Origin of the sequence: Kineosporia succinea (assembly GCF_030811555.1) — a bacterium.
Lineage (GTDB): Bacteria > Actinomycetota > Actinomycetes > Actinomycetales > Kineosporiaceae > Kineosporia > Kineosporia succinea.
Genome location: NZ_JAUSQZ010000001.1, coordinates 1,512,325 through 1,525,282 on the forward strand (window position 1 = coordinate 1,512,325; position 12,958 = coordinate 1,525,282).

At 70.0% G+C, this 12,958-nt stretch carries 10 protein-coding genes; 2 read left to right on the forward strand and 8 right to left on the reverse strand.

All coding sequences use genetic code 11. The features are described 5' to 3' along the window. Positions 1 to 40: 40 nt before the first annotated feature. From J2S57_RS06760 to mfd, 4 genes are all read right to left on the reverse strand, one after another. Positions 41 to 874, reverse strand: coding sequence for a phosphoribosylaminoimidazolesuccinocarboxamide synthase (locus J2S57_RS06760; RefSeq protein WP_307239548.1), 834 nt, complete (start codon positions 872 to 874; stop codon positions 41 to 43). A 39-nt stretch (positions 875 to 913) separates the two neighbouring features. Next, entirely contained in the window at positions 914 to 1,885 is a 972-nt protein-coding gene (locus J2S57_RS06765; protein WP_307239550.1) for a nucleoside triphosphate pyrophosphohydrolase, read from the reverse strand. After that, a complete protein-coding gene (locus tag J2S57_RS06770) occupies positions 1,885 to 2,478 on the reverse strand; it encodes a SurA N-terminal domain-containing protein (RefSeq protein WP_307239552.1) in 594 nt (197 codons plus the stop codon). Before J2S57_RS06770 ends, J2S57_RS06765 begins: the two co-directional genes overlap by 1 nt. A 117-nt stretch (positions 2,479 to 2,595) precedes the next feature. Beyond that, a complete protein-coding gene (gene mfd, locus J2S57_RS06775; RefSeq protein WP_307239554.1) occupies positions 2,596 to 6,204 on the reverse strand; it encodes a transcription-repair coupling factor in 3,609 nt (1,202 codons plus the stop codon). Between the two features lie 378 nt (positions 6,205 to 6,582). Here mfd and J2S57_RS06780 point away from each other — a divergent pair, with 378 nt between their 5' ends. After that, the gene (locus J2S57_RS06780; RefSeq protein ID WP_307239556.1) at positions 6,583 to 7,764 is read left to right on the forward strand and encodes an IS701 family transposase; all 1,182 of its coding nucleotides are present in this window, start codon (positions 6,583 to 6,585) and stop codon (positions 7,762 to 7,764) included. Positions 7,765 to 7,868: 104 nt separating this feature from the next. On the opposite strand, the gene J2S57_RS06785 is transcribed toward J2S57_RS06780, so the two are convergent. Further along, a complete protein-coding gene (locus J2S57_RS06785) occupies positions 7,869 to 8,927 on the reverse strand; it encodes a glutathione S-transferase family protein (protein ID WP_370882440.1) in 1,059 nt (352 codons plus the stop codon). 90 nt (positions 8,928 to 9,017) lie between these two features. On the opposite strand from J2S57_RS06785, the gene J2S57_RS06790 reads away from it, so the two are divergent. Beyond that, the gene (locus J2S57_RS06790; protein ID WP_307239561.1) at positions 9,018 to 9,953 is read left to right on the forward strand and encodes a sulfite exporter TauE/SafE family protein; all 936 of its coding nucleotides are present in this window, start codon (positions 9,018 to 9,020) and stop codon (positions 9,951 to 9,953) included. 66 nt (positions 9,954 to 10,019) lie between these two features. Here J2S57_RS06790 and cysN read toward each other — a convergent pair whose 3' ends face one another. Genes cysN through J2S57_RS06805 form a run of 3 tightly spaced genes read right to left on the reverse strand, consistent with a single transcriptional unit; the run spans position 10,020 to position 12,948 of the window. Continuing rightward, a complete protein-coding gene (gene cysN, locus J2S57_RS06795; RefSeq protein ID WP_307251004.1) occupies positions 10,020 to 11,264 on the reverse strand; it encodes a sulfate adenylyltransferase subunit CysN in 1,245 nt (414 codons plus the stop codon). Positions 11,265 to 11,272: 8 nt separating this feature from the next. Continuing rightward, positions 11,273 to 12,181 (reverse strand): sulfate adenylyltransferase subunit CysD, encoded by a 909-nt coding sequence (gene cysD / locus J2S57_RS06800; RefSeq protein WP_307239563.1) that lies wholly within the window; start codon positions 12,179 to 12,181, stop codon positions 11,273 to 11,275. After that, positions 12,178 to 12,948, reverse strand: coding sequence for a 3'(2'),5'-bisphosphate nucleotidase CysQ (locus J2S57_RS06805; RefSeq protein ID WP_307239565.1), 771 nt, complete (start codon positions 12,946 to 12,948; stop codon positions 12,178 to 12,180). Before J2S57_RS06805 ends, cysD begins: the two co-directional genes overlap by 4 nt. Positions 12,949 to 12,958 lie beyond the last annotated feature (10 nt).

Sequence of the window (12,958 nt, forward strand, 5' to 3'; positions counted from 1 at the left end):
CGCACGATGCCCGTTCGTGAACCGGTGCCGGAAGGCAGAATTACCAGCGGTTGCCCGTGATGCGCTCGTAGACGTCCACGTAGAGCGCGCGCGTGGAGTCCACGATCTCCGGCGGGATCTCCGGACCGGGGTAGGTCTTGTCCCAGCCGCTCTTCAGCGACCAGTCGCGCACGAACTGCTTGTCCCACGACTTCTGCGGGCCACCCGGCGTCCAGGTGTCGGCCGGCCAGAACCGCGACGAGTCGGGCGTGAGCACCTCGTCGCCCAGCACCAGCTCACCGGACGCGTCGATGCCGAACTCGAGCTTGGTGTCGGCGATGATGACGCCGCTGCGGGCGGCGATCTCGGCGCCCCGGGCGTACACGGCCAGGGTCAGCTCACGCAGCCGGTCGCTCAGGTCGGCGCCGTGCTCGGCCACCACCTCGTCGAAGGTGATGAACTCGTCGTGCCCCTCGGTGGCCTTGGTGGTCGGCGTGAAGATGGGCGACGGCAGCTTCGAGCCCTCGAGCAGGCCGTCGGGCAGGGACACCCCGGAGACGGCCCGGTCGCGGCGGTACTCCTCCAGGCCGAGGCCCGCCAGGTAGCCGCGGGCGATGCACTCCACCGGCACCATGCTGAGCTTCTTGACCCGTACGGCCCGGCCCTCCCACTCGGCGGGGACGTCGGTGGCCGACACGATGTGGTGCGGCACCAGGTCTTTCAGCTGATCGAACCAGAACAGCGAGAGCTGCGTCAGGATCTTGCCCTTGTCCGGCACCGGGGTCGGCAGGATCACGTCGTAGACCGAGACCCGGTCGGAGGCGACCAGGATCAGGTCGTCACCGTCGGCGTAGACGTCGCGCACCTTGCCGGAGTGGAGCAGCTGCGGGCTCATGGGTGAACTGCCTTTCGGGTTGTCGCAGAAGGGCACAACCTACTGCTCCGGCGGTACGAGCCGTCCCAGCGCCGCCCGCAGCGAGGCCTCGGCGTCCGCCCCCGAGGCCCGCGCCAGCACGACGACCCGCAACAGTGCGGCGGCCAGCTCGTCCCCCTGGGAAGCCTTCTCGACCGCGACGTCCACATCGACCCCGGCCCGGGAGAGTCGCCCCAGCATCTTCTGCGCCCGGGCCAGGGCGGGCAGGGTCGCGGGGATCCCCTCGAACCCGGAGCGGCCGGCCTTCTCCGTCGCCTTCAGCATCTCCCAGGTCTCCTCGACCTCGGCCGCACTCGAAGAGGACCCGGCCGCGGAGAAGACGTGCGGGTGCCGCCGGATCAGCTTGGCCACGATCCCCGCGGCCACCTCGTCGATCCCGAACCCGTACCCGTCCTGCGCCACCCGGGCGTGGAACACCACCTGCAGCAGCAGGTCTCCGAGTTCTTCCTCGAGGTGCGCGGCGTCGTCCGACTCCACCGCCTCGATCACCTCGTGCGCCTCCTCCAGGAGGTAGGGCAGCAGCGAGGTGTGGGTCTGCTCGGCGTCCCAGGGGCAGCCGCCGGGCGAGCGCAGCGTGTCCATCACCGCGACCAGGTCGAGCAGCCGGGCGCCGGGCATGTCGTACGAGCCGGTGAGCACCTCGACCTCGGGCGGCCGCGAGGCCACCGCCCGCCGGGAGAGGTGCTCGGCCAGCGCGTCGGTCAGCCCCGGGTCGCCGTCCTCACTCCCCCACCACACCAGTTCGCGACCGTCGGCGGCCTCCTCCACCAGCCGCCCGGCCCGGAGAGCCACCGGCACCCCGGAGACGTCTTCCAGCGACACGCCGGCCTGCGAAAAGGCCTCCTGCCAGGCCGGATCCGGGTCGGCGGCGAGCACCGCGTCGGCCGCCCGCAGCCGTTCCCAGGCCGGAAAGCTCAGCAGGCCGGGGGCGGTACGGGGGCTGGTCAGCAGAACCGTGACGCGAGCAGCCACTACGGCGTCGCCCCGTCGGCCGGGGCTTCTTCCACCGGAACCTCGGCGGCCGGGGTCTCGGCCCCACCCGCCAGCCAGTCCGGCTGCGACTGCGTGATGCTGAACGTCGAGTAGTCGATGCCGTCGCCGTACCGCGGGTTGATGTGCACGCCCGCCTTCTTCATCTCGGCCTCGATCGCCTTGTACGACGTGGTGATGTCGTCGGCGCTGCGGTCGGTCTGCAGGGCGGTGTTGGCCATGTTCGCCTTCCACACCTCGAGGCCGGCCTCGCTCACGTCCTCGGCCTTCACCACGCCCGAGGCACCGATGTCGAGCTTCGCGTCGGCGTCCGAGACCCCGCGCCCCAGCGAGGCCGCGGCCTGGCTCAGGTACGGCTCGAGGATCAGCAGGTTCAGGATCTGGGCCTGGGTGATCTGGGCGTCCTGCCCGACCAGCGGCACCACGTCGCTGAATCCGTCTTGCACGTCGGAGACGGGGATCCGGCGGTCACCGATGACCGCGGCCGCCCCGGCCTGGCTGCTGCCGCAGCCCGCGAGCGTCAGAGCAAGAACACCAGCCACTAGAGCGCCCACCCGGCGCCGGGTCGCAATCACGCTCGGGATGCTACCGCTCACGCACGAGCCACTGGAGGGTAAGGGTGACCTTCACAACAAAACCCGATGGCGGACGCGTCGGTGCCCCGACGCGTCCGCCATCAGTTGATCAGTGGTTCAGCGCTTGGTGCCCACCGTCGCCGCCGCCCTCACCGAGTTCAGCAGCACCGACTCGATGAACTCGCGCGCCCAGGTCAGCACCGCCACGTCACGCAGCGGCCGGCCACCGATGCGGGCCGTCGTCGGGCCCGGCACCAGCACCGTCTTGGTGGCGGGCTTGTCCTGCGTGCCCGGGTAGAGCCGGTGCAGCCGCATGCGGGCCGAGTCGGGCAGGTCGATCGGGCCGAACCGGATCGCCTTGCCCATCGTCGTGATCTCCGAGAGCCCCGCCTGCCGGGCCAGGATCCGCAGCCGGGCGACCTCGAGCAGGTTCGTGACCACGTCGGGCAGTGGGCCGTAACGGTCGACCAGCTCGGCCTTCACGGCGTCCAGCGCCTCGTCGGACGAGACCTCGGCCAGCTTGCGGTAGGCCTCCAGACGCAGCCGCTCGTCGGGCAGGTAGGCCGTGGGCAGGTGCGCGTCGACCGGGAGGTCGATCTTGACCTCCTGGTGCTCCTGCTCGTTCTCACCGCGGAACTCGGCCACGGCCTCGCCGACCAGCCGGATGTAGAGGTCGAACCCGACGCCCGCGATGTGCCCGGACTGCTCACCGCCGAGAAGGTTACCGGCGCCGCGGATCTCCAGGTCTTTCATCGCGACGCGCATACCGGCGCCCAGGTCGGTGTTCGCCGCGATGGTCTGCAGACGGTCGAGAGCCGTTTCGGTGAGGGGCTTCTCGCTCGGGTAGAGGAAGTAGGCGTAGGCCCGCTCCCGCCCTCGGCCGACCCGGCCGCGCAGCTGGTGCAGCTGCGAAAGGCCCATCATGTCGGCGCGTTCCAGGATCAGCGTGTTGGCGTTGGAGATGTCCAGGCCGGTCTCGATGATGGTCGTGCAGACCAGCACGTCGAAGCGCTTCTCCCAGAAGTCGACCATCACCTGCTCGAGCTGGTGCTCACCCATCTTGCCGTGGGCGGTGGCGATGCGGGCCTCGGGCACCAGCTCGTGCAGCCGCGCGGCGGTGCGGTCGATCGACTCCACCCGGTTGTGGATGAAGAAGACCTGCCCCTCACGCAGCAGCTCACGCCGGATGGCGGCCGAGATCTGCCGCTCGTCGTAACCCCCCACGAAGGTCAGCACCGGGTGCCGCTCCTCGGGAGGCGTGGCCAGCGTGGACATCTCACGGATTCCGGTGACGGCCAGCTCGAGTGTGCGCGGGATCGGCGTGGCGCTCATCGCCAGCACGTCGACGTTGGTGCGCAGCTGCTTCAGGCGCTCCTTGTGCTCGACGCCGAAGCGCTGCTCCTCGTCGATCACCACCAGGCCCAGGTCCTTGAACGTGATCTCGCCGGTGAGCAGCCGGTGGGTACCGATGACCACGTCGACCGAGCCGTCGGTGATGCCCTCCTTGACCGCGCGGGCCTCGGCCTCGCTCGAGAACCGGGACAGGCCCTTCACGTTCACCGGGAAGTTCACGTACCGCTCGACGAAGGTGTCGAGGTGCTGCTGCACGAGCAGCGTGGTCGGCACCAGCACGGCCACCTGCTTGCCGTCCTGCACCGCCTTGAACGCCGCCCGCACCGCGATCTCGGTCTTGCCGTAGCCGACGTCACCACAGATCAGCCGGTCCATCGGGACCGTCTTCTCCATGTCCTGCTTGACCTCGTCGATGGTGACCAGCTGGTCGGGCGTCTCCACGTAGGCGAAGGCGTCTTCCAGCTCGCGCTGCCAGGGCGTGTCGGGCCCGAACGCGTGGCCGCTCGTGGCCATCCGCGCCGAGTAGAGCTGGATCAGCTCGCCGGCGATCTGCTTGACCGCCTTGCGGGCCCGGCCCTTGGTCTTGGCCCAGTCGGTGCCGCCGAGCTTGTTCAGCGTCGGCTGCTCGCCGCCCACGTAGCGGGTGACCTGGTCGAGCGCGTCGGTGGGCACGAACAGCCGGTCGCCCGGCTGGCCCCGCTTGCTCGGCGCGTACTCGATCACCAGGTACTCGCGGGTGGCCCCGCCGACCGTGCGCTGCACCAGCTCCACGAACTTGCCCACGCCGTGCTGCTCGTGCACCACGTTGTCGCCGGTGGTGAGCTGCATCGGGTCGACGACGTTCTTGCGCCGCGCGGGCATGCGGCGCATGTCCTTGGTGGTGGTGCCGGGCGCCGACCCACCGGTCAGGTCGGTCTCGGTGAGCACCGCGAACTGCTGCGCCGGGGCGATGAAACCCTGCCCCAGACGGCCGGTCCCGACCGCGGCGACCGAGGGCGCGGGAGGCTCGTCCAGCGATTCGACCGTCACCGCGGCCAGGTCGGCCTCGGTCAGCATCTCGACCACGCGCCGGGCCAGGCCGCCGCCCTCGGTGATCACGGCGACCCGCCAGCCGTCGTGCAGCCAGCGGCCGATGTCCGCGATGGCCCGCTCCCGGTCGCCGCGGTACGGCTCGGGGGCGTTGATCTCGGGCACCAGGACGACCGCGCCCTCGTCACCCTCGTCGTGCGCCGCCTGCCCGGTCTCGTCCAGGCCGAACGGCGAGATCGTCCACCAGGGCAGGCCCTGCTTGAGGGCGTGGGCGCGCACGTCGGCCAGCGTCCAGAACGAGCCGGTGCCCAGGACCGGCTCCAGGTCGACCGGCACCGCGCTGCCCGCGGCCGCGCTCAGCCAGCTCGCCTGCAGGAACTCCTCGCTGGTGGCGACCAGGTCGTGGGCCCGGGCCCGGATGCGCTCGGGGTCGGCCAGCACCACGTGGGTGCCCTCCGGCAGCACGTCGAGCACCGACTCCATCGCGTCGACCAGCACCGGGGTCAGCGACTCCATGCCCTCGACGGCGACGCCGGCCGCGACCTTGCCGAGCAGGTCGGCCACGCCGGGCAGGCGCTCGGCGAGATCGGCCGCCTTCAGCTTCACCGAGTCGGTCAGCAGCAGTTCCCGGCACGGCGGGGCCCACAGCCCGCTCTCGGCGACCTGCAGCGAGCGCTGGTCGGCCACCGCGAAGTAACGGATCTCCTCGACCTCGTCGCCCCAGAACTCCACCCGCAGCGGATGCTCCTCGGTGGGCGGGAAGACGTCGAGGATGCCGCCGCGCACGGCGAACTCGCCGCGCCGCTCGACCAGGTCGGTGCGGCTGTAGGCCGCGGCGGCGAGGCGCTCCACGACGTCGGTGAGCTCGGCCTCCTGGCCCTGGTGCAGGGCCACCGGCTCGAGGTCGCCGAGACCGGCCACCACGGGCTGCAGCACCGCCCGCACCGGGGCGACGACGACCCGCACCGGGCCGTGCTCGTCGGTCTCCGGGTGGGCGAGGCGGCGCAGCACCGCGATCCGGCGGCCCACGGTGTCGCTGCGCGGGCTCAGACGCTCGTGCGGCAGCGTCTCCCAGGCCCCGAACTCGGCCACGGTGTGCTCGGGCAGGAAACAGCGCAGGGCCGCGGCCAGGTCTTCGGCCTCCCGGCCGGTGGCGGTCACCGCCAGGACCGGGCGGGCGGCCCCCGCGGGCGCGTCGCCGGCCAGCGCGGCGACCAGGGGTGCGCGCAGGCCGGGCGGGCCGGTGAGGTCGAGCAGGGGCTCGCCGCCCTCCCGGGCGATCCGCAGAACATCGTTCACGGCGCGGTCGGCGGCGAGCAGGTCGAGGATTCCGGTGAGGCTCATGGCTCCGGGGCTACGGCGGGGATGTGGGGCGATTTTCGAACAGCACAACGCGCCGGACTGCACGAGCAGTCCGGGCCGTTGTCAGCTTACGGCGAATTCCGGTCGGGGGCGTGATGGGCGCCGAAGTGCCACCCGGGGTGATTTCCGCAGGCCATCAGCCCGAACGCGGATTTAGGCGACACCTGGAGGGCATAGATATGCGTTCGACACCGCACTGTGGTGGCAAGGAGAATTTCTGGGATCTGGCGCAAATCCGGCCGACTCATAAAATGATCCGGATCCGGAAACGCACACCGGCACGGGGCCGGGATTCCGGCGGGTCGATTCCCGCGGGGTAACTCGCGGGAGAACGACGCTGGGCATCTGTGGAGGGGGCACGTGCACGATCCCGCGTACGAGAGATCACTGAAGGTCGTCTACGATCGGATCGCACACAATTTCAGTCGCGCCGAACCGCGCAAGCGCGCCTGGAACTATCTCGTCGACCTTCCCAGAGCCCATTCGGCCGGTCTACGACGAGGCGAGACGGTCGGTCACTATTCCGGGGAAATCCGCGCGGACGGGGTGCAGCGCCTGCTCACCTCCGCCCGGTGGGACGAGTTCTCGGTGCGCGAAGAGCTGCGCGCCATCGCGATTCAGGCCGGGGGTCGCACCGGGGGCACCCTCTTCCTCACCGAGATCGCCTTCCCCAAGAAGGGCCGCAACGCGGTAGCGGTCGAACGTCAGTACAGTCACGACACCCAGCGCGTCGAGAACTGCCAGATCGGGCTGCTGCTCTTCTATCTGACCGCCGACCGGCAGGCATTCCTGATCGACTCTGAGCTCTATCTGCCGCCGTCCTGGGTGAGCGACCCCAAACGTCGTGAGCAGGCGCAGATCCCGCCCGAAGTGGTTTACCGGAGCAAGTCCGCGATCGGGGCCGAGATGATTCGGCGGGCCTGGGAAAGCTCGATCCGGCCGGTCTGGGTGGCATGCAATCTGGTGTGCACCGAGAAGGCCATCATTCACCGGCAGTTACGGCGTTACGGGGTTCAGCACCTGGTCGCGGGCAGTGCCGGCGAGATGCAGGCGGGCGGGGCGGGGCGGGTGCTCACCGACGAGTCGGCGCCGAACGGCTCGGCGAGCGGTACCGTCCCCGGCCACGAGATGCTCCAGCTGCGCAACACCGTGCTGCACCGCTTCTCCAGTCGGGGCAGCGATCCGGCCCGCATCGAGATGTCCTACCTGATGCTGTCCGGCACCAGCCGCAACGCCCGGGCGCGGTCGTACTACACGGCCTACCTCAGACCTCACGCCGGTCTCACCGAGGTGGTCCCGATCGTGCAGCTGATCGAGGGCGCGGCCGCGCACTGCCGGGCGGTCAAGCAGAAGACCGGCCTGGGTCACTACGAGGTGCGCAGCTGGCGGGGGTGGTACCGGCACGTCACGCTCGCCTCGGCGGCGCAGATGGCGCTGGAGCTGGCCCGGCACGACAACTCGGGCGATCTGCGCCCGCAGTACATCGAGCTGCGCGACGTCGCGTACTCGACGTCGGGCGCGAAGGGGCAGACCGCGGTTTAGATCAATGGTCGACGCGTCGGTGACCTTCCGATCGGAAGGTCACCGACGCTGGCGGCACCTCCCCGGGCCGAAGGTCCAGGGGGACCACCATTTGAAAAGCCCGGCTAGCGCAGCGGCGTGTGCGCGGGATCGACCCGCTCACCCTCGCGCACCGGCCCGGGCGGCGTGCCGTCACCGAACGGACGGCCCCCGAGCTGCTCGCGGTGGTGCGGCGTGAGCCAGTTGTCGAGGTTCGGCCCGGCCGGGACGATCTGGGTCGGGTTGATGTCTTCGTGCACCACGTAGTAGTGCCGCTTGATGTGGTCGAAGTCGACCGTGTCGCCGAAACCCGGGGTCTGGAACAGGTCGCGCGCGTAGCCCCACAGCGCCGGGAACTCGATCAGTTTCTGCCGGTTGGTCTTGAAGTGCCCGTGGTACACCGGGTCCCAGCGCACCAGCGTGGTGAACAGCCGCACGTCGGCCTCGGTGATCGTGTCCCCCACCAGGAACCGCTGGCCGGTCAGGCGCTCCTCGAGCCAGTCCATCGCGGTGAACAGGCGGTCGTAGGCCTTCTCGTAGGCCTCCTGGCTGCCTGCGAAACCGCAGCGGTAGACGCCGTTGTTGACCTCGGTGAACACCCGGCGGGCGACCGTGTCGATCTCGTCACGCAGGGGCTCGGGGTACAGCTGCGGGGCCCCCTCGCGGTGGTACTGCGCCCACTCGGTCGAGAAGTCGAGCGTGATCTGCGCGTAGTCGTTGGTGACGACCTGGCCCGTCGGCACGTCGACCACCGCGGGCACGGTGATGCCGCGCGGGTAGTCGGGGAACCGGGCGAAGTAGGCGTCCTGGATGCGCTCGATGCCCAGCACCGGGTCGACGCCGCCCGGGTCGAGGTCGAACGTCCAGCTGCGACGGTCGTGAGTGGGCCCGGTGATGCCCATCGAGATCGCGTCCTCGAGGCCCAGGAGCCGGCGCACGATGATCGTGCGGTTGGCCCACGGGCAGGCGCGAGCAGCCACGAGCCGGTAGCGCCCCGCCTCCACCGGGTAACCGTCGGCACCGTCCCGCGTGATGCGGGTGGTGATGTAGTTGGTGTCCCGGGTGAATTCCTGGCCGCTGGTGATGTAGGCACCGGCCGTCGACGTCTCTGCGTTCTGATCGTTGCTCACGCAACTATTGTGCATCCCCCCTGGCCGGAGCGCGACCGGCGTGACTCTCGTAACCCTCCTTTCACCGGACTGTGCAGGTTCTTCTCTAGCTTTTATAGTCACCCGATGGACTTTGATCCGTTGATGGCCCTCGCGGCCTTCGGCATCGGCATCGTGGTGGGCCTGACCGGCATGGGCGGCGGCGCCCTGATGACCCCCGTGCTCGTGCTGTTCTTCGGCGTCACGCCGATGGCCGCGATCTCCAGCGACCTGGTCGCGGCGGCGGTGATGAAGCCCGTCGGGTCGTGGGTGCACCTGCGGCGCGGCACCGTGAACCTCTCGCTCGTGGGCTGGCTCTGCCTGGGCTCGGTGCCGGCGGCGTTCGGCGGGGTGCTGGTGGCGCGGGCGTTCGGCAGCGGTGAGTCGGTGCAACACGGCATCAAGATCGCGCTCGGCGTGGCCCTGGTGATCGCGGCGGCCGGGCTCGGGATCCGGGCCTACCAGAAGCTGGTGGAACAGGCCGCGCAGCGCGACGGCGTGGTCCCGGTGATCGACGAGGAGACCCCGGTGACCGCCCGCCCGGTGCCCACCGTGCTGGTCGGCATCCTCGGCGGGCTGATCGTCGGCATCACCTCGGTGGGCTCCGGCTCGCTCATCATCATCGCGCTGATGGCCCTCTACCCCACCCTGAAGGCCGCCCAGCTCGTCGGCACCGACCTGTTCCAGGCTGTGCCGCTGGTGTTCTCGGCCGCGATCGGGCACATCCTCTTCGGCGACTTCCACCTCGACCTCACGCTGGCCCTGATCGTCGGCAGCGTGCCCGGGGCCTGGCTCGGCGCCCAGCTGTCCACCCGCCTGCCCGGCGGGCTGGTGCAGCGGGCCCTGGCGTTCGTGCTGCTGGCCTCGGCGCTGAAGATGTTCGGCGTGGGCAATCTCGAGACCGCTCTCGCGCTGGGCGCTTTCCTGGTGGTGACGCCGGTGGTGTGGATGTACCTGGTGCGCCGGCACGCGGTTTCGGCGCCCCCGTCGGATCGTGAGCCGACCACGTCCGGCGCCCACTGACGTCCCCCGTTGAGAACTGAGGGCCCGGCCGGAAAGATCCGGCCGGGCCCTGCGTTCTCGTAGCCCTCAGTCGGCCGAGGTGATCATCCCGGCGCCGACCGTGCGGTTGGTGTTCTCGTCGATCAGGATGAACCCACCGGTCTCGCGGTTGCGGCTGTACTCGTCGCACAGCAGCGGCTGCGTGGTGCGCAGGCGGATGCGGCCGATGTCGTTGAGGTTCAGCTCCGTCGCACCCAGGTCACGGTGCAGCGTGTTCACGTCGAGCCGGTACTCCAGGTCTTTCACCATGGCCCGGGCACTGCGCGTGGTGTGCTTGATGCCGAGCTTGCGCCCAGGCCGCAGTGCGTCTTCCGACATCCAGCAGATCATCGCGTCGATGTTCTGCGCCGCCTTGGGGGCGTTCTGCGGGCGGCAGATCATGTCGCCCCGCGAGATGTCGATCTCGTCGTTCAGCCGCACCGTGACCGCCATCGGCGGGAACGCCTCGGCCACCGGGCCGTCGGCGGTCTCCACCGAGGCCACCGTGCTGGTGAAACCCGAGGGCAGGACCATGATCTGGTCGCCGGCCTTGATCGTGCCGCTGGCCACCGTGCCCGCGTAACCCCGGTAGTCGGGGTACTGCGAGCTCTGCGGGCGGATCACGTACTGCACCGGGAACCGCACGTCGATCAGGTTGCGGTCGCTGGAGACGTGCACGTGCTCCAGGTGGTGCAGCAGCGAAGGCCCTTCGTACCACGGCATGTTCGCGGACCGGGTGACGATGTTGTCGCCCTTGAGCGCGGACAGCGGGATCGTGGTCAGGTCGGTGACGTTGAGTTTGTCGGCGAACCGGGCGAACTCGTCGTGGATCTCCTCGAAGACCTTCTGCGAGTAGTCGACCAGGTCCATCTTGTTCACCGCGAGCACCAGGTGCGGCACGCGTAGGAGACTGGCCAGGAACGCGTGCCGGCGGCTCTGCTCGACCAGGCCCTTACGGGCGTCGACCAGGATGATCGCCAGGTCGGCGGTGGAGGCACCGGTGACCATGTTGCGCGTGTACTGGATGTGCCCGGGAGTGTCGGCGATGATGAATTTACGCCGGGGCGTGGCGAAGTAGCGGTAGGCCACGTCGATCGTGATGCCCTGCTCGCGCTCGGCCCGCAGGCCGTCGGTGAGCAGCGCCAGGTTCACGTAGTCGTCGCCCTTGGCCGTGCTGGCCGCCTCGACCGCACTCAGCTGGTCTTCGAAGATCGACTTCGAGTCGAACAGGAGCCGCCCGATGAGGGTGCTCTTGCCGTCGTCCACCGATCCGGCGGTGGCGAAACGCAACATGTCCACGATCAGAAGTACCCTTCCCGCTTGCGGTCTTCCATCGCGGCCTCGCTGAACTTGTCGTCACCACGGGTGGCGCCGCGCTCGGTGATGCGGGTGGAAGCAACCTCGTCGATGATCTTGTCCAGGGTGTCGGCCTCGCTGCGCACGGCCGCCGTGAGGCTGGCGTCGCCCACGGTGCGGTAGCGGACGGTCTCGGTGAAGACCTCCTCACCCGCCTTGGGCTTGCAGACCTCGTGCACGCCGTAGAGCATGCCGCCCCGGTCGAACACCTCGCGCCGGTGCGCGAAGTAGATCGACGGCAGGTCGATGCCCTCTTCCTTGACGTACTGCCAGATGTCGAGCTCGGTCCAGTTCGACAGCGGGAAGACCCGGATGTTCTCACCCGTCTGGATCCGGCCGTTGTAGATGTCCCAGAGCTCGGGACGCTGGTTCTTGGGGTCCCACTGGCCGAACTCGTCGCGGAACGAGAACACCCGCTCCTTGGCCCGGGCCTTGTCCTCGTCGCGCCGGGCACCGCCGAAAGCGGCCGTGAACCGGTACTTCTCGAGGGCGTCGAGCAGCACCGGGGTCTGGATCCGGTTGCGCGTGCCGTCGGGCGGCTCGGTGACCAGACCGCGCTCGAGCGCCTCGGGCACGCTGGCCACGATCAGCTGCACGCCCAGCTCGGCGACCCGCTGGTCACGGAAGTCCAGGACTTCCTGGAAGTTGTGGCCGGTGTCGACGTGCATCACCGGGAACGGGATGCGGGCCGGGAAGAAGGCCTTCTCGGCCAGCCGCAGCATGACGATCGAGTCCTTGCCGCCGCTGAAGAGCAGGACGGGACGCTCGAGCTCGGCCACCACCTCCCGGATGATGTGGATGGACTCGGCCTCCAGCGTCTGCAGCTGGGAGAGCCGGTACTCCGACGCGGTCATCGGGTGCTCACCTCAGAATTGTGACGGGCAACGGTCTTCAGGATCGTCTCAGCGAACTCTGTGCGGCACACAAGGAGATCGGGGAGTTTCGGGTCGGGCCGGTTGTAGACCAGCGGCGAGCCGTCGATGCGGCTCGTGTGCAGGCCCGCGGCCCGGGCCACGGCCACCGGGGCGGCGCTGTCCCACTCGAACTGGCCCCCGGCGTGCAGGTAGGCGTCGGCCTCACCGGTCCAGACGCTCGAGCACTTGACCCCGGCCGAGCCCATCGGCACCAGCTCGGCGCCGAGCTCCTCCGCCACCGCGGTGACGAAAGCGGGCGGGCGGGAGCGGCTCACGGCCAGCCGGATCGGGCCCTCGGCGCGCACCGGCAGCACCGGCGGCTCGTCGGTGCCGTAGGCGACGTCGCGCGCGGGCAGGGCGACGGCGCCGGCGGCGAGCTCGCCCTTCTCCCAGAACGCCACGTGCACGGCCCAGTCGCTGCGCGGGCGCTCGGAGAACTCCCGGGTGCCGTCGAGCGGGTCGATGATCCAGACCCGGTCGGCGCTCAGGCGGGCCGCCGAGTCGGCGGCCTCCTCGCTCAGGACCGCGTCACCGGGACAGCTCTCGGCCAGCAGGCCGGCGAGAACCGCCTGGGCCCGGGCGTCACCGGCGTCCTTGAGCTCCGTGCCCTCCGCCGAACCGGCTCGCACCTCAAGCAGGGCGAGGCCGGCCGCCTGAGCCAGAGTGCGGGCAAGACGGGCGTCGTCCCCACCGGGCTCGATCGTCATCGCAGTTCCC